This is a genomic window from Enterobacter sp. QK-SA4 (assembly GCF_056856775.1).
In genome coordinates this window covers 82,341-101,723 of the sequence record NZ_JBXFXH010000003.1, presented here as the reverse complement: position 1 = coordinate 101,723, position 19,383 = coordinate 82,341, and the positions used below count along the sequence as shown (strand labels likewise).

Sequence of the window (19,383 nt, the reverse complement as noted above, 5' to 3'; positions counted from 1 at the left end):
CCCACAAATAACTGCAAGGGACCTTTCCATAAGGTTACAACCGTTATGCTTACAGAGCGCCAGCCGACCTGATTTCAAAGTGCGTGGTTTCCTTTAAAAACCTGCTCTGTACTTCTTTTAAATATCTTTTATTTCATTCATATAAGTATATAACCTGTTCGTCGCCTGACCTGTGGACAGGCTCCTGAGAATGCCCGCCCTTGCAGCGGACTCACGTCCGCGCCGGTTCGGCAACTACCTTAAGTAGCTCCCATCGCTACGCGACGGGCCCCGGCACAGCGCATATAGTTACAACATTCAAAATACTTACACAAAAGCAGGAACAGTGCCTGCATGAACCCTCACAGCCCCTCCCCACCACTGAAAAGCGAGGCCGCCCCGGGCCGAAGGCCCGGAACAACGTCGCTTTTAATGATGGATGTTGTAACTAGGATTATGAGTCGCTATAAGTGGTGTCGCTGGAGTTATTGTATACACGCCCGTAAGCGGCCCTCACGGCCCGCTAACGCGGAGATACGCCCCGACTGCGGCAAAGCCTTGTCGGGACCACTCCGACGCCGCACAAAAGCTTCTGCATTGCTTTCAGCGGGTTTTAGTCTAGCAGGGGGAAGGGATGGATTGCTGGAACCTATCAATAACGTAACCGGCTGCGCCGGGCTACGGCGCCACTCACTCACAGTGCCATATTCAATACCAGCAGGCGCCTCCATGCCGCTAAAGCGGCATTCAGTGGACAGGCTGCGCACTGCTCGCCTGTCCGGTATGCATGTGATATAAACAATTGTGTTTATAAACACTTCTGTGGATATCGTTATGCTGCTGACCGACTACATTGACAGCGTGTACGGAACGGCGCGCGGAAACCGGGCGCGTTTTCTTAAGGACAATCCGGATATCCTTCCCCAGGAGCTGAGCCGCTGGCTTAAGGCTGGCCTGAAAATCAGGCCGGAGACCGGCGAAATCTACAAGCCCGTAACACGCCGCGTCAGGATACCGTCGGCGGTCGCCGCCGGGGCTGGCGTCTTTCTCTCTGACGACCTGCGTGAACGTGTCGCGTCACTGGCCACCGCACAGAACGTGACAACTGATGCCATGCTGAATGCCCTGGTGGAGCGCGAGGAACTGTGTCGTAAACTGTCCCTTCAGACGGAGAATGGTGACGCCGTACCGGAACAGCAGATTGCCGGCATTGTTAGCCGGTACTTTTCAGCACTGTCTGAGCGCAGTGAAACCGGGGCCTGGCACAGGGCTCTGGAGGTGCTGGTCCGGGAACTGACGGAATCTGGCCTGCTGTCATTCCATACCGGTAATATTGCCGAGAGCCGCCGCCTGAACATCCCCCGCACCGCGTATTACTGGTACGGCGGTTTCGTGGCAAAACGCGTGGCCATGATGCTGGGCTGCTACGATATCTACCTGTGGAACGAAATGATGCACCCGGACAGCGATGTGGTCTTTGTGGGGGATGCGCGCAACGTCGTCGCCTGCTACTTCATCTGCCAGCAGATGTGCCGCCTGCTGAAAGCCGTTAGGCTGAACTGGCGTAAGCAACAGGGGGCATGGGGAAGCCGGGCAGAGCTGGATGAGGCTGCGCACCGGTATACGCAGCGGCTGGCCGAGGGGATTATGGATAACGGTATTTTTATTGGTGGCGACGAACAGAACTCTTACCGGCTGTACAACTATGCGGAAAAACATTACGCCTGGGCTATGCGCTGAGAAGGGCACAACAGGTAAGAGAGAAAAAGTAATGTGTTATATTGAGGGGATTTTAATTATCTTTTAAATAACAAAATAACAGGAGGTGACTTTACTATGTTTAATAGTATTTGTACTTTTGGTGGTGTCGATAAGTGCTACTCAGTTATCGATTTCCAAAAATTACCTGAGAAAGAAATAGAGAAATTAAGGCATTCACTGGTATGCCCTGGTTGCCGTGAACAGGCATTCTACAGAAAAAAAAGTGTTGATGGTAAACAGGCCTGTTTTGGGTCCCGGTACTGCACCTGCAGGGAAAGTACACTCTCACCGCAACGACAAAGGGAAGTCAGAAATGCTTCTGAAGTTCAGCAGATAATCGCAGAGTCAGATACAATTAAAATAAGCTTCAATTTTGACAGTGCTTCTTCAGCAGGCAGCGAACCGTCTGGTTTAAGCGGGAAAACGGAGATAACCGGGACGGGGCACAATAAAGCTCACACCATAAAGTCAGAACAAAAGCGAGTTCCGACAGTTTCACTTCAAAAAATACTGCACAGCTTAATCCGGGGGACAGGACTGGCGACGTCTGATACGATCATCCCGTTCGGCGACTTCAAGTATAAAGCCAAAAATTTATTTGTGAAATTTCCTGATGCTGAACCCATGACTAAAAATGCACTCAGGTTTTACTGGGGGACGCTATATAACTCGAACAATGATATTGAATGGCTTAATCCTGCTGAATGCAGGGATGTTGGAATACCCTTAGGCGATCTGCGTGATGCAATAATCGAAAAATTTAATATTTCAGATTCTGAAAGTCTCGAAGGGGCTGCAATTATTTTTGCAGGTCGTTGTCACTGGAATAAAGATAAAACCAAAAGGATAATAAATATATATGACAGTGAACGTATATTCATTTCTTTAGCTGATTAACTATGGAAGGCATTGAATAAATTTATAGTAATCGCTTAGTTTCATATGACTGGCTGCCTCCTTTACGGTTAAAATATGCCAGAGTGATGCATGAACAACCAGGAACAGAAAGGAGAAGGACACGCAGTGACGCTGACAGAAAAATCGGGCCACCTGGCTTGGTGTGCCCTGGTGGCGCTTGCGCTGGCCAGACAAAAAGGTGATGTGTTATCACCGGCGCAGGAAAACCTTTTTCTCACACGCTGGCTGGCTACCGCACTGAAGCAACGGCGTTTTCCGCGTGATGTTGCCCCCGATATCGAGTGGCTTCTGAAACAGGGACGCCAGCTGGGCGTCAGCGCGAAGCTGGCCAGCAAGCTGAATTACCTCTGGCGCTCCTGCACTGGCGAGCTGACTGAACAGAACGATCTGTTCCGGCTGACCTATGCGCTGGAAACAGCGAAAGATATGCACTGGAACTACCGTCTGCTTAGCGATCGGGAATGGTCCGGCCGGAATGCTGTGGCGCTCAGTGCGGGCGTGAACGGCATTTATCTCTCACGGGCCAACCTCGATGTCGCTTTTGACGACAGCGGCCAACAGATAAATCCGCTGACAGCGCGTCTGACGGGAAACGTAGCGGGGGTGATGAAGCTGTTTCATCGCTGTGGCTGGCAAGCAGAGCCTGAGTCTGGTGCCTCCCTGCCCCACCAGTATACGCTTATAGCCGGACAGGGAGTGCCAGAAAAGGTGATTAGTGGCTGATCTGTGCCAGATCGTCTTCAGTCAGACCGGTCATTTTCATGACATTACTGAGGTATTAAAGCTTCATTATATTCTTTGCATTAGGATATTTTGCGGAGCTTGCTTCTGGCGTGAATCGAACCTTATCATTAAGGGCAAAGGTATTGATTCCGCCCTGCATAGCCCTATCCGCTCCATAAAAAATGGCCTGATTTTTGTCACTTTTGATCAACACATTCGCTGCAGTAATGTTTATTATTTCGCCCGTGTGTTCAGGATTGATTTTAACTCCTTTAGACCAGTCTTTTCTCACTTGCAAAGTGGGTAATGACTCCAACTTACTGATAGTGTTTTATGTTCAGATCATGCCCGATGACTTTGTCATGCAGCTCCACCGATTTTGAGAACGACAGTGACTTCCTGCCCAGCCTTGCCAGATGTTGCCTCAGATTCAGGTTATGCCGCTCAATGCGCTGCGTATATCGCTTGCTGATAACGTGCAGTTCTCCCTTCAGGCGTGATTCATAAAGCGGCCAGCCATCCGTCATCCATACCACGACCTCAAAGGCCGACAGCAGGCCCAGAAGACGCTCCAGAGTGGCCAGAGTGCGTTCACCGAATACGTGCGCCACAACCGTCCTCCGTATCCTGTCATACGCGTAAAACAGCCAGCGCTGACGTGATTTAGCACCGACGTAGCCCCACTGTTCGTCCATTTCAGCGCAGACAATCACATCACTGCCCGGTTGTATGCGCGAGGTTACCGACTGCGGCCTGAGTTTTTTAAGTGTCGTAAAACCGTGTTGAGGCCAACGCCCATAATGCGTGCACTGGCGCGACATCCGACGCCATTCATGGCCATATCAATGATTTTCTGATGCGTACCGGGTTGAGAAGCGGTGTAAGTGAACTGTAGCTGCCATGTTTTACGGCAGTGAGAGCAGAGATAGCGCTGATGTCCGGCAGTACTTTTACCGTTACGCACCACGCCTTCAGTAGCTGAACAGGAGGGACAGCCGATAGAAACAGAAGCCACTGGAGCACCTCAAAAACACCATCATACACTAAATCAGTAAGTTGGCACCATTACCGATGAGTCCCGACAACGCCATCAGCCTGACGATTATGCGCGTGACGCTATCCGCCATTATGGCCGTGATATCGGACGTTCCGTGCGCGCGAAGATGCGTCATGGTCACGACCTGCAGGAGTTTGCCGCCGTGTTTACCCGTGGCCTGGAATCGCGGGTTTACGAAATGGAGACCGTTTCGGCCAGCCCGTCAGAGTTTATTGTGCTGTTCCATTATTGCCCTTACGTCAATTGCTGGCGCCAGCAGGGACGCGATGCCCGGCAGATTGAGACGCTGTGTGATATCTGCATGGAGGGGGATCATGCGTTAACCGATGCGCTTGATGGCGTGCAGCTAGCGGTTGAGACGGCGCTGGCGCGGGGGGATGCCGCCTGCCGCCTGCGTTTCTATCAGTCTCAGGAGGCTTCATGACAACATTAAAATGGGATCACGCTGTTCAGTTTGTGAACCAGCCGGACGAGGCGATTGCAACGTTTGCCGGGCAGGGGCTCAACGCGTTTGCCGGTGGGCGTCACCCTGGCTGGGGAACCTGGAATGCGCTCAGTTATTTCGGGCTTACCTACATCGAGTTTCTCGCCATTTACGATTATGTTGAGCTGGCTTCGGCGCAGGCCGATTTTTTGCTCTCCCGTGATGCGGCGCAACTCTTGCCCGAAAACCTGGTGCTGCACCGGGTAGCGTTGCGCACGGATGATATTGACCAGACGCATGCAGAGTTGCGCAGTCAAGGGTTACAGGTCTCGCCAATTGTTAACGGCCAGCGCAACGACCCGCAAGGAAACGTCATTAGCTGGCGTATTTTTACCATTGATGGGGATTTTAACGGCCTGCCGTATCCCTTTGTTCTGCAATGGGGAGAAGATGATAACGCACGGCTAACGCGGCTACGCGCTCAGGGGCTCGACAAGCCGCATCCGGCAGGCGAAGTGACATTACAGAGCGCCATTTTTGAGGTGCAGGATCCGCAGGCCGCGCGTGAGCACTGGCACGCGTTGTTCGGTTTTAATGAACTGTCTGAAGGTCTGTCCGCAGGACAGCAGCGCTTTCTCTTTCGTCAGGGGGAGGCCAATCGATTAGTCGAACTGGTTTTTAACGCCTCTGATCCGTCGCTGAAAGGCCAGCGTTTTCGCGTCGGTCGCGGTGAATATCGCTTTCAATAAGGCGTTGCCGCTCATGGCAAATGTACATTTTATTGGTGCCGGCCAAATGGCGGAAGCCATTATCCACGCCCCGCTGGCGGCGAAAACATGCAATAGCCCGTCACGGTGAAAGCACGTCCACTTCCTTCAGGCCGCCATTGATGCGAAAAGCGACGCGTTGCGGGTGATTCACCGAGACCAGATACTCAATCGGCTGATGCTGGCTATCGTAAATCACACCACGGTAGACCAGCGCCGGGCTCTCTGGTTTCGCCTGCAACAGTTGATGCTCCTCTTCGCTCATCGCCGCTGCCCGGATGGTTCCTTCATCGTACACATCGTGAATAGCGTAACGTTCAGCCAGCAGGCGATAAAGCGACCCTTCTTTTTCTAACATATCAGCGCTCAAATCCGCGACACGGGCTTGAGGTAAGTAACTGGTTTCGATGCAGAAAGGGTGTCCATCAGCCAGGCGCAGGCGTTTGATCATGACTAAAGGATCGCCCTCTTCAATGTGCAGTAGCCGTGCAATGCGGGCGCTGGCCGCGGAAATATGGAAGTAGATCAACTGGCTGCTGGGCACTGCGCCATTCAATTCAAGAATTTTACTGATGCCCAGCGCAGGCTGTAGCGGGCGTTCAATCGCCGTATCGACCAACCAGGTTCCCTGATTCCCCCGTCTTTCCAGCACGCCTTCGTCAATCAATTCAGTGATGATTTTTCGCACTGTCACACGGCTGATACCCAACACCTCGCTTAATTCGCGCTCTGCGGGGATCTGATCGCCGCTGTTGAAATCGGGTGAATTGAGCATTCCGAGTAGTTTTTTGCGCGCGTCGAGATAGCTCCTGCGCGGCCTTCTGGTCTGTTTTACTGGGCTGGTCATGGTCTGTTTTGTGTCGGTTATGGAAAGCAAAAAATAGGAAATCAATCAGTTGATTATACAAAATAAAAATCATTTATATCGGTATGGCGTGACACTAAGCATAACATACCACGACAATTTTTTTGGTTATTATTCGCGAATTATTGTTGCTATATCCGCCAGATCGAGCGTATATCAATCTTCGTGGTATATTTTTTGGTATGTTTAAACATTGGGGGGAACAGCTATGAAAATTAAAAAAGCCATCGCCGGGCTTGCTTCAGCGATAGCCATGTTAGGCTGCATTCACACGTCGGCGGCGGCGGATCAGCTGCGTTTCGGTATCGACCCGACCTTCCCACCGTTTGAATCGAAAAATGCCAATGGTCAGCTCATCGGTTTCGATATCGACCTTGGTAATGCGATTTGCGCGGAGATGAAGGTGCAATGCTCCTGGGTACAGAACAGCTTCGACGGGCTTATTCCGGCACTTCAGGCAAAGAAATTTGATGCCATTCTTTCTTCTCTGTCGATCACTGATGAACGTAAAAAAGCCATCTCTTTCAGTGACAAACTCTTCAATACTCCCGCATTCCTGGTGACCGCTAAAGGCAGTTCGCTCGCCCCCACGGCGGCATCGCTGAAAGGTAAACGTATTGGCGTCCAGCAGGGTTCGGTATTTGAAAGTTATGCCAACAAATACTGGCGCAACGCGGGCGTTGAGGTGGTTGCTTATCCGGATGCGGAATCGGTCTATGCCGATCTGATTAATGGCCGCCTTGATGGCACGCTCGATGATGCGGTGGTGATCACTGAAGCGCTGTTGAGCAAACCCCAGGGCCAAAAGTTCACGCTAATCCAGCCGCAAGTCAAAGATGATGAGATCTTTGGGCCCGGCACCGGGATCGGGTTACGGCAGGATGATATAGATTTGCAGGCCCGTTTTAACAAGGCGATCGCCGCGATTCGCGCCAACGGAACCTATGATCGTTTAGCGAAAAAATACTTCAATTTCAATATCTACGGTGATTAACCCCATGCAGACCCAACCCATCATTACCTCCCTGATGAGCAGCCATTTTCAGGATAAGCCGCTGCGTCAGGTTTTCCTGGTCGCTTGCGGTGGCTCGCTGGTCGATATGTATCCTGCTCATTATTTCCTCAATGAGCAGAGTGAAAATCTGCGCTCATGGATGATGACTGCCAATGAATTTGTGCATGCTGCACCGCGCGCGTTAGGTGCCTCGTCACTCGTGATTGTCTGTTCGCATGGTGGCAACACGCCAGAGTCTGTGGCTGCGGCTCAACTGGCAAAAAACCGTGGTGCCGCCACTATCACGCTTACGCACAATGCGGAAGCGGAACTGCTGCAATGGGCCGACCATAACCTGTTATATAAATGGGGTGATGATACGCTGGTCACCGAAAACCCGATGGCGCTGATCCTCAGCCTGTGCATGGATACGCTGTATCAGGTGGAAGATTTTGCCGAATGGCAGGCTTTCCAGCATGGCTTTGCGCAAATCGATACGGTGATCCGCCAGGCCCGCGCTAAGGTGGTAACCCGTTGCGCCGCGTTCGCAGAACGCTATCAGCATGAGTCCCTGTTCTATGTGCTTTCGAGTGGCGCCTCATACGGGCATGCCTATGGATTCGCCATCTGCTCACTGATGGAAATGCAGCGTCTCGATGCCGCTTCTATTCACAGCGGCGAGTTCTTTCATGGCCCATTTGAAGTCACCGATAATCACGTACCCTTTATCCTCCTGATGAATGAAGGCCGCACACGTGCTCTGGATCAGCGTGCGCAGGCGTTCCTGAATCGTTATAACGACAAAACAGAGGTTGTGGACGCCCGCGAGTTGGGCCTGAATGCGCTGCCTGCATCAGTGGTGGACTACTTTAACCCGGTGCTGTTTTACAGCATCATGTGCGACTACCGTGCGGCACTGGCTGATATCCGCCAGCATCCGCTCTCAACCCGCCGCTATATGGGCGTGGTGGATTACTAAGGGCGGCGATCAATGAAAGTCATTGGCATAGGCGACAACGTTGTCGATAAATATGAACACCGGCGTGTACGGTATCCTGGAGGCAACGCGCTCAATTTCAGCGTGTATGCGGCGATGCTGGATGCATCGGCTGCCTATCTGGGCATTTTTGGTAACGATGCGGCGGCTGACCATGTGATGCGTGCGCTGGCAAAGTTCGGCATCGATATACGCCATTGCCGTCAGGTTGCGGGTGAAAATGGCTATGCGCGGCTGACGATTGAACAGGGGGAACGGGTGTTTCTCGGTTCGAATCTCGGCGGTGTGCGTCAGACGGAATCGATGGACTTTATTTTGCAACAGATGGACTGGCTTAATGATTTCTCGCTGATCCACACCAGCAGCTACAGCTATATTGATGCGCAACTACCTGCGCTGGCAACGTTATCCGGATGGCTTTCATATGATTTCTCAGATGATTTTGTCATCGCACAGGCGCTGCCATTATGCCGCTGGCTCGACGCGGCATTTTTCTCCTGTGCGGGATGGTCGCTGGTAGAAACGCGTGAACTTCTGGTGCAGGCGGTGCAGGCAGGCAGCGGTTTGGCGGTCGCGACGCGTGGCGAGCAAGGTGCACTTCTGTTCGATGGTAAAGACTGGTATCAGCAGGAGCCGGAGACGGTAACACCAGTGGATACATTAGGTGCGGGTGATGCGTTTATCACTGCGTTTCTGCTCCATTTACGTCAGCACGGTAATATCACCGCAGCACTGCAGGCTGCTGCGCATTTTGCAGCGAGAATTTGCCTGGTGGACGGCGCCTTCGGCGAAGGCGAAGCTTATTAATCCCGCAGGAATGTCTCCGCTTTTGAGTGGATTCCCCTTCGTTAATGGGAACCGCTCATTCTGCTGTTTTTGCAGCAAAAATGATGGTCCTGCTCAACGAGCAAACTTGATGCCGGCTTCGGTAAGTCTGGCGTTTCGTTAATATTATTTCTGATTGCCGATCTGATGATAAAAGGCGCTGCCACTTATTATTGAAGTATGTAAGTAACTGATTACTTGTGTGTGCTGGTTAATTAAAGGACAATACCCTTAGTAAAGTGGTGGGTTTATCGCCGGGAGCTTACTTCATTAAGGATAAAGCATGCTGATGGATCAGTCTGCATTCACCGGGAAAGGTTCCTTATCCCGTTATACGCTGGATATTAATAACAGTACCGTCAGACCGGATGTCTTACGGTTCAGGGGAACAGAAGCCCTGAGTCAGCCTTTTTCATGGCGTATTGAATTCACCACGCCACAGGTTGTTCAGGGCGAGGACGTATTGCTGAAATACGCCAGTTTCCATATGCAGGGCTGCAAAGCGGTGCATGGCATCATTACCGGTCTTGAATGGCTCTCCACCAGTGCTGACCAGTCACATTACGCTGTGACTCTGCAATCACGCCTTGCTCTGCTCTCCCGCTCACGTCGCTGTGCTATTTACCAGAACCTTTCTGTACCTGAAGTGGTGGCGCAGGTGCTGCGTTCTCACGGGCTGGAAGGGGCGGATTTTGCGTTTACACTTTCCCGGCATTATCCGGTTCGTGAACTGATAACCCAGTGGCGTGAAACCGACCTGCAGTTTATTCAGCGCATTCTGTCTGACGTGGGCATCTGGTTCCGTCAGGAGATAAACGACGTCACAGAGCTGGATGTGACGATCTTCGGCGACAGCCAGCTCCACTATATCTTTAACGGTGCCCTGCCATACCATGAACCTTCCGGCCTGCATGATGGGGCGGAACTCTGCTGCTGGGGAGCGCGTTCATGGCATAACGTGGTGACGGAGAACGTTTCGGCCCGTGATTACAATTATCGTACAGCACGGGATCCAATGGATGTCGCTGTCTCAGTGCGTTCTCCTGCCGTCATGACAGGCGAGCATTACCGTTATACCGAACCTTATCTCAACGCCGGAGATGATTCTGACCCGGAGCCTGCAACTGAAAGCGGAGCCTTTTATGCCCGCATTCGCCATGAGCGCGAGCTGAATCAATCCGCTTACCTTCACCTGTTCAGCAACGCTTACTGGCTGAGTCCGGGGAGGGTGTTTGATCCCGTTGGTGCAAAGCTGCACGACCTTAAAGACGGGGTGATTGTCGCCTTTACATCGTATCGCGGTTCGCGGGACGCCCGCCTGTATGTGTCGGTGTGGGGAATGCGGTAATGGTGCCAACTTACTGATTTAGTGTATGATGGTGTTTTTGAGGTGCTCCAGTGGCTTCTGTTTCTATCAGCTGTCCCTCCTGTTCAGCTACTGAAGGCGTGGTGCGTAACGGTAAAAGGGGTCTGACGCTCAGTGGAACGAAAACTCACGTTAAGCGATTGTGGCTGAGAAAAACCAAAGGATCCGGCGAGGATCCTTTGGTGTGCTGACATGACCAGTTTCTTTTGGGATATTTTTTCCCTGCATGAAGTCCTTTATGTCCTGATCATAATGCCATTAAAAATTCTATGCTATGGCTTCGCTATTTTAGACATTCCCTAACAGCTTTGTCTAAATCCGCCACATAAATTGGGGTAGGATGCCCAGATTTCATTTTCCATACAGTATATCCTCCCTTTGTTGCTTTGCCGCGCAGCTCTGTCTGCTTTCCTTCTGTGATAAATCTCACTAGAATCTTACTCCGACCATCTTCATGAATATTAAAAAGCTTGCGCGCTACGGCATCAGTCAATAGATGGCCCCCCTTGGTATCAAGGCAATAGACAAGGTCTGACTTCCATACTAAAAAGTCTGGATAAAATGAGCTTGTATCACCCTCTGTCAATAGTGGGATATGAAAACCGCCACTGCTCAGGTTTCTGTGCCAAGGGGCTTTGTTGAATAAATCGAACTTTTGCTGAGTTGAAGGATCAGATCACGCATCCTCCCGACAACACAGACCATTCCGTGGCAAAGCAAAAGTTCAGAATCACCAACTGGTCCACCTACAACAAAGCTCTCATCAACCGTGGCTCCCTCACTTTCTGGCTGGATGATGAGGCGATTCAGGCCTGGTATGAGTCGGCAACGCCTTCATCACGGGGAAGGCCCCAGCGCTATTCTGATCTCGCCATCACCACCGTTCTGGTGATTAAACGCGTATTCCGGCTGACCCTGCGGGCTGCGCAGGGTTTTATTGATTCCATTTTTGCCCTGATGAACGTTCCGTTGCGCTGCCCGGATTACACCAGTGTCAGTAAGCGGGCAAAGTCGGTTAATGTCAGTTTCAAAACGTCCACCCGGGGTGAAATCGCACACCTGGTGATTGATTCCACCGGGCTGAAGGTCTTTGGTGAAGGCGAATGGAAAGTCAGAAAGCACGGCAAAGAGCGCCGTCGTATCTGGCGAAAGTTGCATCTTGCTGTTGACAGCAACACACATGAAGTTGTCTGTGCAGACCTGTCGCTGAATAACGTCACGGACTCAGAAGCCTTCCCGGGCCTTATCCGGCAGACTCACAGAAAAATCAGGGCAGCCGCGGCAGACGGGGCTTACGATACCCGGCTCTGTCACGATGAACTGCGCCGCAAAAAAATTAGCGCGCTTATTCCTCCCCGAAAAGGAGCAGGTTACTGGCCCGGTGAGTACGCAGACCGCAACCGTGCCGTTGCTAATCAGCGGCTGAGCGGAAGCAATGCACGGTGGAAATGGACAACGGAATATAACCGTCGCTCGATAGCGGAAACGGCAATGTACAGAATTAAGCAGTTGTTGGGAGATTCACTGACGCTGCGTGACTACGATGGTCAGGTTGCGGAGGCTATGGCCCTGGTACGAGCGCTGAACAAAATGACGAAAGCAGGTATGCCTGAAAGCGTGCGTATTGCCTGAAAACACAACCCGCTACGGGGGAGACTTACCCGAAATCTGATTTATTCAACAAAGCCGTTTTGCAGGCGTAACGTTCGTATTAGCTCATGTTTAGCCTTATCTGCCTGCCGACCAGCATACTTACCTTCTAATCTGGCTTTTTCAACACCCTCTTTCTGTCGTCGGCGACGATCCTCATAGTCTTTTCGAGCGATAGCGGCCAACATGTCCAGCATCATGCCATTAACAGCCCGCAGCATACTTCTCGTGAAGTCATCCGAAGCAGTATGAGTAAGAGCAATATGACTGGTAGGAAGGTCAAGACTAATGACCGATAGCTCCTTTTCAAACATACGTCGTTTGAGTGTGTCCCAGTCACCATCACTGAGGCGAGAAAGGCGATCTACCTGCTCAATAAGAATCACATCACCTGATTCCATATCAGACAGCATCCGATTAAGTTCCGGACGGTCGAGCGATGCTCCCGATGCGTTTTCAACATACCAGCCGGCAATACGTTGGCCATGATGCGCCGCAAATTCCTTCAGCCTGTTTTTTGCGCGAAGCGCATCCTGTTCAATTGTCGACGCGCGAAGATACGCATAAATGTACATTTTATCGCCTTCGGTAACTTTTAAGTGGTATTAGAATTTTAAGTAACTTTTGAATAGTATCTTAGCAGGGTTTTAGATTCTAAGTCGCTAGTATATTTTGGGGGTACCCAAATGTGACAGGCTGACGCGCCCACTGGGCTTGTCCAACCCTTCGCCTGCTCAGATGCAAGCTCTGAACAGACTCACGGTTTGCGTAGTGGGTCAACAAAATCAATTACGATCACCAGAAATAATCAAAATGTGATTTCGCATGCGAAATCTATTGCATATCATTATTGATACTCTAATGTTTATCTGTATACTGTTTATGTCGTCATGAAAGCTCGACAACAAACGCAGTGGCAGATAGCTGCTTCTGCACCTGGCGAAACGCCTGACTCACAGGAGTGTGTATGAAATCCCGCAATGAATTCATTTCATTATTGAAATACGCTTTCAAGCCGTGCCGCCTCTTCTCAAACATTTCGCATGCGAAATCTTAAGGACTGTTACATGACACTGAAAATTGGACCTATCGGAAAACTGATCGTTGTATGTAGTCAGAAGGGCGGAATCGTTAAATCGCAGTCATCCAGTGAAATTGCACATGATCTTCGTAAAGCTGGTTTCCGCGTGCTTGAAATTGATATGGACTGGACAACTGGTCTGACGGAGAGAGCTTTCCCCGATGACTTACCTTACGAGATAGAACGCGAACCTTTAAGTAACAGTTTTACACCCGGCGAGGCGAATACATATCAGCTTTTCTTTCCGGAAACAGAGGTTCGACCGATTGAACTTCCTGGCGGGCGTTTCTTTATCGGTGCAACCAGTGAACTTAATGAAATTAACTACCGCAACAGCGACTGCATGTTCGACTTCAGGGACCGTATTGAAGAACTGAAGAAACAGTTTGATTTTATTATTGCTGATTCAGCGCCATCATATTCAAATGTTATGATCGCAGCGCATATGTCAGCTGATTACCTTCTTATACCTACCCTGCTGGAGAAGCAGGCCCGTAATGCAGTTGGTAAACAACTTACTTATATGCAGAAAATTAAGCGGAACTATAATCCTTCGCTGCAATTCATGGGGACTTATGTGACTCAGACGCAGGTAAAAAATTATAAAAAACCGCTTAAAGAAGGATATCTGGGGCCCATTGATACACTGAATCTAAATCTCCTCATCGAGATTCTTCAAGGAAAAGGCTATTCCGAAGAATACATTCTCGCCTATATATCATTTGTACCTGCTGCTGCAAAAGAAGCGATCGAACTTGGTCTCTCCTTTGATGAATATGACCCTAAGTGTCTTCCTGCAATTCAGTATAAAGAACTTACCCAGAAAATTATTATGCTCGCAGGAGGTAAGTAATGGCCAAGAAACCTTTTATGAAGCGACTCCAGGCGCAGCAGGAAATGAAAAAAAATGCTGCCGTTGTTTCTGATATTGAACAGGTCATTGCAAATAAACAGCCAGATGAGCAGAGCCATGATATAGCTGCGCACAAGATTATGGCGGATATTGCCCGCCCGGATATCGAACCTGATGGACAGATAATCCGCGTAGATATAAATCTGGTTTATGCTGAAGAACAAGTGCGACCTGAAGAAGACTTCGAGGAAGATATCATTGATGGTATGTCTGATACCTTCGAAACGATAGGGATGCTTACCCCACCTCGTTGTTATCCTCGTGACAGACGTGGCTACCAAATATGGTTAGGCGAAACGCGTGTTCGCACTGCCCGCAAACGTGGTGATACCCACATTGATATTTATGTTGGTAAACCACCACGGGAAAGAAAAGAACGTATCATCGGTCAGCTCATTGAAAACCTGCAGCAGTCTGGTTTGAAACCATTAGCGACTGCAAAATCGTTCTATGAGCTCAAGCATGAGTTCAATATGACGGGTGAGCAAATCGCAAAAACAATGGGTAAGCCTACCTCATTTGTCAGTAAACACCTTCGTCTCATTGATGCACCAGAAAATGTTACCGCCCTTCTCCGGGATAAAGTCACATCCGATGTCGATCTGGCATACACACTGATACAGGTAAATGAAAAGTCTCCCGAAGAGGCCGAGAAGCTTATCGCGGCTGCGCGGGAGTCAGGTATTTCACGTGCGCAGGTTAAAGCTGTTCTTGATGCAGTTAAGAACAAAAGCAAAGGTGAGATTTCGCATGCGAAATCTAAGGCTCGGAACAAAAAGCCTACCAAGCCTTTGGACAGCAATTCAGATGTAAAAACCTGGCAGGTTGTTGTCGAGATAGACGGTCAGCAAGGGGTAATAATGACTGATCGTGCGCCAGACAAAGCGGGGTATGTGTGGGTGAAAATGGACATTGGTGAGATTTCAGTTGAGGCTTCTGAACTACGCGTCAAAGGGATGCGCTCTCAGTGATGAAATCAACCCCGTTCACCGAAATGGCCACGGCATTCCGTGGCCAAATTGTCCGCCACTGGGCGCTTCGTTATCCCGGAACGCAATCCGAAGCAGCTGCCGCATTAACAGAAGCGGCTATCAATCTAGGATACGTTACAAGAAGCAGGCCCGTACCCGGCGCGGCGTTACTTTCATGGGCCTCTAACCCAGCTGAAACTCCGTTGTGGGCAGCTCAGACGGCGTTAACATTGATGCTCAGCATCGGCTGGAAGCCCGAAAGTAACCAGGACTGGTGTGGTATGTCGGCGCTGATATTCAGAGCTAATCGTACACTTCCACTTGAGCAGTTAGTCGCTTCCTTGCCTGATAGCATAGACAGGCAAACTGCTACCGGATGGTTCGTGGCAGCAATTGAAGAGGATGCCAGCTACCGTTACAACAGGAAATCCACATGACCTTTCAAGAGCTTGATGCTTGTATCGCAGGCTCTGGCAGACGTTCTATCGCTTCTGCATTAATCGCTTTTATTCTTGATGCGCTTGATGACGGACAGGATGGAGTTGATCTTGATACCTTCCAGAGCCACACGCGCTTCGTTCGTAATAATGTAACCACGGTAGCCAGTTACCTGCAGCTTCATGGAATTATCCATATACTGTATTACCGTGATGGTGCTGCAGAACGTCAGTATGAGTCCGTTAATAATTACGGGCGGTGGGCAAAGCAGCACTATCGTCCTTCTGAGGCTCTTATACAGCTGCATCGACGTGATTAAATCAAAAGATTTCGCATGCGAAATCTGTCTAACCTAAGGAATAAACAGAGTGCCGGGTTCAAAGAGAATTTGTAGGCAGTGTCTGAACGATGACCGTTATCTGAACAACATCATCGCAAGCGATCCTGATGCCTCAGAATCATGCGATTATTGTGACTCCGAAGAGATGACGATGTCGATGGAAACACTGGCTGAAAAGGTCGACTGGTTGATTGAAAACTATTATCGGGGCGGAGAATATAACCATTATCTGGAAGAGTATGAAGGTGAACCTCTCTTCTCTGTTCTGGAGCAAGAGGTCACAGTCAATGATAATATCATCAATGATTTATCGGAACTGCTCGACGAGTTATGGTTTGACTGGAGCTCACATGAAAGAAAATATGGTGATGAGCCGCATTTTGTTGAAGCTGTAACCATCTCAGGAAATCTTTCCAGAAAATGGAATTCAATGGAAAGGAAACTTCGGGAGAGTAATCGATTTTTTAATATGGACGCGATGGCAACTTTCGAAGAGGTTTTTACTTACCTTCACGAAAATCATCCCTCAGCATTCATCGATTTTGGGCCTAACAAACCAATTTTCCGTGGTCGTATTTTTCAGTCAGAGGATGCACTTGAAATCGCATTACGTATGCCCGAGTCTAGTTTCGGTCCTCCTCCTCCTGAACTGACACCTTCCGGCAGAATGAATGCTAGAGGTATCTCAGTCTTCTATGGCGCTACGTCCAGAAAAAATGCCATATCCGAAGTGCGGCCACCTGTAGGTAGTTATGTTGCTGTTGCTGAGTTCACTTTGTTGCGGACAGTCAGATTACTCGACCTCTCCAGTCTGAAAGGGCTGGCTGTTAACGGATTTAGTCGCTTTGATCCGGAGTATCTACTTCGATATGAACGCAGTAGTTTTATTCAGAATCTCTCCAGAAAACTTGTTATGCCGGTTGTTCCTGAGCTTGAAGAAACAAATTACTTGTTGACGCAAGCTATCGCTGATTATCTCTCAACATTTGAGCGTTGCGAACTCGATGGGATACTGTTTACTTCCGCGCAAAAGCCAAAGGAAAGCACAGACCCTTCTGTCATGAATATTATCCTGTTTCATAAATCGTCTGGGGTACTGAATGCAGACCGAAGGTTCCGGGAAGCTGAAGTAAATATGTATCAGCACGATGAGGATATTTCATACTTTGACCCAGAGATAAGGACGACTCCCGATGATTTCCGTCGTGAATTTAAGGTGCTATCAAGTAAGAAAAATAGGGAAGATATACTTGAGCTAAAACTCGATGGCATAGAAGTTCATAAAATAGAGGGTGTTGATTACTCCACATCAGAAACAACAGTCACGCACTATTTAACGGAAGGCCGCACAAAAGAAGTGATTTCGCATGCGAAATCTGGCTATTCGGATGACGAATTCTGACGGGTAGATGTAACCCAGATTTCGCATGCGAAATCTTTCGGTGGCAGATCATCTTATCATTGCTATCGGGAGATCATTCCAGCGCGTTGTGTACGCAGGGGAAAGCATTTCTCGTTTCATTTGCCACTCAGGAGCAATGCCTCGTCCCGCAAACCACACTTTTCCCAGTCCTGAATGGTTAATGCCGTCCACCACTTTCATCAGCTGGTTACTGTTGCTCCGGGGCTGAGTATCATCGAAGAGGTTCAGCTGCGAAACCCCGGTAGGAGTGAAATCATTGAGCATGCAACCTGCTTTTGCATACCGATGGCCATTCACCCAGATCCGATCCAGTGCTTTCACCGCTGCGGCTATGATGTCCCTGGTATCCTGCGTGGGAGTCATCAGCTTTTCACTGGCCACATTCCCGTAATACGGTTCGTTCACAGCGAACGGTGACGTCTTCACAAAAACGGCAATATGCCTGCAGAACTGACGCTCACCGCGCAGCTTTTCAGCTGCACGCTCAGCGTACTGACAAACTGCCTGGCGCATGGCTTCATACGTCGTGACACGCTCCCCAAAGGACCGGCTGCAGACAATCTGCTGTTTTGGCGGCGGCGCTTCTTCAAGCGAAATACAGCTTTCTCCGTTGAGTTCCCGAACGGTTCTCTCCAGCACAACGCTGAAATTTTTCCTGATAAATACAGGGTTCGCGCGCGCCAGCTGCAGTGCAGTTGTTATCCCCATTGTGCTCAGTTTCTTTGAGATCCTGCGGCCAACCCCCCAGATTTCGTCTACTGGCTGCAGTGACAACAGTTTCTCCGTTCGTTTTGGATTGCCAGAAGTCAGAGCAAGCACGCCACCAAACTGCCGCCATTCCTTAGACGCCCATTGCGCGCTTTTAGCCAGCGTTTTGGTCGGCCCCATCCCGACGCCGATTGTCAGCCCGGTACCGGAGCGCACGTGCTCGCGCAGCTGCCGGCCGAAGTCCTCAAAATTAATGCAGCGGTCTATGCCGCGAATGTCCAGAAACATCTCGTCGATGCTGTACTGCTCCACGCGCGGCGCCAGCTCCTCGAGATGAGACATAACCCTGTTCGACAGCGATGCATAAAGCTCGTAATTGCTCGAGAACGTGATGACCGGCTCCGGGAATTGTGCCGTCTTCAGCTGGAACCAGGGGACGCCCATCTTAATGCCCAGCCGTTTCGCTTCGGCGCTGCGCGCGATGACGCAACCATCGTTGTTACTGAGCACCACAACGGGCCTGTTACGCAGGTCCGGACGAAACACCTTTTCACAGCTCGCATAGAACGAATTCACATCAGCAAGCGCGAACATCAGTTAGTACCCCGCGTCTTATGTATGAATGCCATCACCACGCCGAATATCTGCAGTTCCTCCGGGTAGAGAGTGGGGTAGGCGGGATTCATCGGCAGCAGGGCGATTCGGGGTTTAAGTTGCAGGCGTTTAACGGTGAACTCGCCATCTGTTTCCGCGATGACAATATCCCCCTGCATGGGTTTTTCGGCTTTATCGACAACCATTAAATCGCCGGAGTGCAGGCCCATGTCTTTCATCGAATCGCCAATGGCCCGGACAAAGTAGGTCGCGCTGGGGCGACGGATACAGTAGGCATTCAGATCCAGTTCGTCTTCGGTATAGTCCGCGGCCGGTGACGGAAAACCTGCTGGACAGCGCTCTGTGAAAAGTGGTGCGGTGGACAGTGCTGGCTCAGATGCGGGAGTGACAAAAAGGATCATGGCATACCTCTTAAAATACCTGTTTTTATATACAGCATTATTTAAGATATTTCCCGTCCTGCAAGGAGAATTTTACCTGCTCCTGCCAGGTTATTGTTCTGGCAGATAAAACAGGCTCTGGGTTATCCACAGAAACGGTGCATAACCCTGTGAGTGGATGCCGGGTA

18 protein-coding genes and 4 pseudogenes are annotated in these 19,383 nt (G+C 50.2%); 16 read left to right on the top strand and 6 right to left on the bottom strand.

Annotation, left to right across the window (positions count from 1 at the left end; genetic code table 11):
* Positions 1 to 813: 813 nt before the first annotated feature.
* From AC1VYI_RS00780 to AC1VYI_RS00770, 3 genes are all read left to right on the top strand, one after another.
* On the top strand, positions 814 to 1,719 hold the full coding sequence (locus AC1VYI_RS00780; RefSeq protein ID WP_063941967.1) for a hypothetical protein: 906 nt from the start codon (positions 814 to 816) through the stop codon (positions 1,717 to 1,719).
* A 96-nt stretch (positions 1,720 to 1,815) separates the two neighbouring features.
* Positions 1,816 to 2,637, top strand: a complete 822-nt coding sequence (locus AC1VYI_RS00775) for a hypothetical protein (protein ID WP_063941968.1) — start codon at positions 1,816 to 1,818, stop codon at positions 2,635 to 2,637.
* Between the two features lie 126 nt (positions 2,638 to 2,763).
* Positions 2,764 to 3,381: a DUF2913 family protein gene (locus AC1VYI_RS00770; RefSeq protein WP_063941969.1), complete on the top strand. Its 618-nt coding sequence runs from the start codon at positions 2,764 to 2,766 to the stop codon at positions 3,379 to 3,381.
* Between the two features lie 55 nt (positions 3,382 to 3,436).
* Here AC1VYI_RS00770 and AC1VYI_RS00765 read toward each other — a convergent pair whose 3' ends face one another.
* Positions 3,437 to 3,679: a hypothetical protein gene (locus AC1VYI_RS00765; protein ID WP_176450295.1), complete on the bottom strand. Its 243-nt coding sequence runs from the start codon at positions 3,677 to 3,679 to the stop codon at positions 3,437 to 3,439.
* A gap of 19 nt (positions 3,680 to 3,698) precedes the next feature.
* Positions 3,699 to 4,396, bottom strand: a protein-coding gene (locus tag AC1VYI_RS00760; RefSeq protein ID WP_227114072.1) for an IS1 family transposase whose coding sequence is annotated in 2 segments (ribosomal slippage) — positions 3,699 to 4,147 and positions 4,147 to 4,396 — 699 coding nt in all. Because the reading frame shifts where the segments join, the coding sequence is not laid out codon by codon here.
* Between the two features lie 40 nt (positions 4,397 to 4,436).
* Between AC1VYI_RS00760 and AC1VYI_RS00755 the strand changes: the two are divergent.
* Both AC1VYI_RS00755 and AC1VYI_RS00750 read left to right on the top strand, forming a co-directional pair.
* Positions 4,437 to 4,862, top strand: a pseudogene (locus AC1VYI_RS00755) (L-2-amino-thiazoline-4-carboxylic acid hydrolase); the annotation flags it as partial.
* Positions 4,859 to 5,611: a VOC family protein gene (locus AC1VYI_RS00750; protein ID WP_063928089.1), complete on the top strand. Its 753-nt coding sequence runs from the start codon at positions 4,859 to 4,861 to the stop codon at positions 5,609 to 5,611. The pseudogene AC1VYI_RS00755 and the gene AC1VYI_RS00750, both read left to right, overlap by 4 nt.
* 100 nt (positions 5,612 to 5,711) lie before the next feature.
* Here the strand turns inward: AC1VYI_RS00750 and AC1VYI_RS00745 are convergent, their stop codons facing one another.
* Positions 5,712 to 6,476 (bottom strand): GntR family transcriptional regulator, encoded by a 765-nt coding sequence (locus AC1VYI_RS00745; protein ID WP_032451558.1) that lies wholly within the window; start codon positions 6,474 to 6,476, stop codon positions 5,712 to 5,714.
* 226 nt (positions 6,477 to 6,702) lie between these two features.
* Here AC1VYI_RS00745 and AC1VYI_RS00740 point away from each other — a divergent pair, with 226 nt between their 5' ends.
* The 6 genes and pseudogenes from AC1VYI_RS00740 to AC1VYI_RS00715 all read left to right on the top strand — a co-directional run bounded on the left by AC1VYI_RS00740 (position 6,703) and on the right by AC1VYI_RS00715 (position 12,308).
* Positions 6,703 to 7,488: an ABC transporter substrate-binding protein gene (locus AC1VYI_RS00740; RefSeq protein ID WP_003032097.1), complete on the top strand. Its 786-nt coding sequence runs from the start codon at positions 6,703 to 6,705 to the stop codon at positions 7,486 to 7,488.
* Positions 7,489 to 7,492: 4 nt separating this feature from the next.
* Entirely contained in the window at positions 7,493 to 8,467 is a 975-nt protein-coding gene (locus AC1VYI_RS00735) for an SIS domain-containing protein (protein ID WP_003032095.1), read from the top strand.
* Between the two features lie 12 nt (positions 8,468 to 8,479).
* Positions 8,480 to 9,292 carry a PfkB family carbohydrate kinase gene (locus AC1VYI_RS00730; RefSeq protein ID WP_003032093.1) on the top strand — a complete coding sequence of 271 codons (813 nt, stop codon included), beginning with the start codon at positions 8,480 to 8,482 and terminating at the stop codon, positions 9,290 to 9,292.
* Positions 9,293 to 9,599: 307 nt separating this feature from the next.
* Positions 9,600 to 10,652, top strand: a pseudogene (locus tag AC1VYI_RS00725) (type VI secretion system Vgr family protein); the annotation flags it as partial.
* A 56-nt stretch (positions 10,653 to 10,708) separates the two neighbouring features.
* Positions 10,709 to 10,774, top strand: a pseudogene (locus tag AC1VYI_RS00720) (IS1 family transposase); the annotation flags it as partial.
* Positions 10,775 to 11,339: 565 nt separating this feature from the next.
* Positions 11,340 to 12,308 (top strand): IS5 family transposase, encoded by a 969-nt coding sequence (locus AC1VYI_RS00715; protein ID WP_167786242.1) that lies wholly within the window; start codon positions 11,340 to 11,342, stop codon positions 12,306 to 12,308.
* Positions 12,309 to 12,361: 53 nt separating this feature from the next.
* Here AC1VYI_RS00715 and AC1VYI_RS00710 read toward each other — a convergent pair.
* A pseudogene (locus AC1VYI_RS00710) lies at positions 12,362 to 12,901 on the bottom strand (recombinase family protein); the annotation flags it as partial.
* A gap of 492 nt (positions 12,902 to 13,393) precedes the next feature.
* On the opposite strand from AC1VYI_RS00710, the gene AC1VYI_RS00705 reads away from it, so the two are divergent.
* The 5 genes from AC1VYI_RS00705 (at position 13,394) to AC1VYI_RS00685 (ending at position 17,471) form a co-directional block, all read left to right on the top strand.
* Positions 13,394 to 14,260: a ParA family protein gene (locus AC1VYI_RS00705; RefSeq protein WP_040118447.1), complete on the top strand. Its 867-nt coding sequence runs from the start codon at positions 13,394 to 13,396 to the stop codon at positions 14,258 to 14,260.
* Entirely contained in the window at positions 14,260 to 15,291 is a 1,032-nt protein-coding gene (locus AC1VYI_RS00700) for a ParB/RepB/Spo0J family partition protein (RefSeq protein ID WP_077138933.1), read from the top strand. The genes AC1VYI_RS00705 and AC1VYI_RS00700 overlap by 1 nt, the downstream gene beginning before the upstream one ends.
* The gene (locus AC1VYI_RS00695) at positions 15,291 to 15,728 is read left to right on the top strand and encodes a hypothetical protein (RefSeq protein ID WP_000843283.1); all 438 of its coding nucleotides are present in this window, start codon (positions 15,291 to 15,293) and stop codon (positions 15,726 to 15,728) included. The genes AC1VYI_RS00700 and AC1VYI_RS00695 overlap by 1 nt, the downstream gene beginning before the upstream one ends.
* Entirely contained in the window at positions 15,725 to 16,048 is a 324-nt protein-coding gene (locus AC1VYI_RS00690; RefSeq protein WP_000143877.1) for a hypothetical protein, read from the top strand. The genes AC1VYI_RS00695 and AC1VYI_RS00690 overlap by 4 nt, the downstream gene beginning before the upstream one ends.
* 172 nt (positions 16,049 to 16,220) lie before the next feature.
* On the top strand, positions 16,221 to 17,471 hold the full coding sequence (locus AC1VYI_RS00685) for an RES family NAD+ phosphorylase (RefSeq protein ID WP_227516826.1): 1,251 nt from the start codon (positions 16,221 to 16,223) through the stop codon (positions 17,469 to 17,471).
* 48 nt (positions 17,472 to 17,519) lie between these two features.
* On the opposite strand, the gene AC1VYI_RS00680 is transcribed toward AC1VYI_RS00685, so the two are convergent.
* Together AC1VYI_RS00680 and umuD are read right to left on the bottom strand one after the other, a co-directional pair.
* A complete protein-coding gene (locus AC1VYI_RS00680) occupies positions 17,520 to 18,794 on the bottom strand; it encodes a Y-family DNA polymerase (protein ID WP_077138931.1) in 1,275 nt (424 codons plus the stop codon).
* A complete protein-coding gene (gene umuD / locus AC1VYI_RS00675) occupies positions 18,794 to 19,216 on the bottom strand; it encodes a translesion error-prone DNA polymerase V autoproteolytic subunit (protein ID WP_015493080.1) in 423 nt (140 codons plus the stop codon). Before umuD ends, AC1VYI_RS00680 begins: the two co-directional genes overlap by 1 nt.
* Between the last annotated feature and the right edge of the window lie 167 nt (positions 19,217 to 19,383).

Bases quoted from the DNA above. Each gene is read 5' to 3' on its own strand.
- AC1VYI_RS00780 (WP_063941967.1), top strand. From the start codon at position 814: ATGCTGCTGACCGACTACATTGACAGCGTGTACGGAACGGCGCGCGGA.
- AC1VYI_RS00775 (WP_063941968.1), top strand. From the start codon at position 1,816: ATGTTTAATAGTATTTGTACTTTTGGTGGTGTCGATAAGTGCTACTCA.
- AC1VYI_RS00750 (WP_063928089.1), top strand. From the start codon at position 4,859: ATGACAACATTAAAATGGGATCACGCTGTTCAGTTTGTGAACCAGCCG.
- AC1VYI_RS00745 (WP_032451558.1), bottom strand. From the start codon at position 6,476: ATGACCAGCCCAGTAAAACAGACCAGAAGGCCGCGCAGGAGCTATCTC.
- AC1VYI_RS00740 (WP_003032097.1), top strand. From the start codon at position 6,703: ATGAAAATTAAAAAAGCCATCGCCGGGCTTGCTTCAGCGATAGCCATG.
- AC1VYI_RS00735 (WP_003032095.1), top strand. From the start codon at position 7,493: ATGCAGACCCAACCCATCATTACCTCCCTGATGAGCAGCCATTTTCAG.
- AC1VYI_RS00730 (WP_003032093.1), top strand. From the start codon at position 8,480: ATGAAAGTCATTGGCATAGGCGACAACGTTGTCGATAAATATGAACAC.
- AC1VYI_RS00705 (WP_040118447.1), top strand. From the start codon at position 13,394: ATGACACTGAAAATTGGACCTATCGGAAAACTGATCGTTGTATGTAGT.
- AC1VYI_RS00700 (WP_077138933.1), top strand. From the start codon at position 14,260: ATGGCCAAGAAACCTTTTATGAAGCGACTCCAGGCGCAGCAGGAAATG.
- AC1VYI_RS00695 (WP_000843283.1), top strand. From the start codon at position 15,291: ATGAAATCAACCCCGTTCACCGAAATGGCCACGGCATTCCGTGGCCAA.
- AC1VYI_RS00690 (WP_000143877.1), top strand. From the start codon at position 15,725: ATGACCTTTCAAGAGCTTGATGCTTGTATCGCAGGCTCTGGCAGACGT.
- AC1VYI_RS00685 (WP_227516826.1), top strand. From the start codon at position 16,221: ATGTCGATGGAAACACTGGCTGAAAAGGTCGACTGGTTGATTGAAAAC.
- AC1VYI_RS00680 (WP_077138931.1), bottom strand. From the start codon at position 18,794: ATGTTCGCGCTTGCTGATGTGAATTCGTTCTATGCGAGCTGTGAAAAG.
- umuD (WP_015493080.1), bottom strand. From the start codon at position 19,216: ATGATCCTTTTTGTCACTCCCGCATCTGAGCCAGCACTGTCCACCGCA.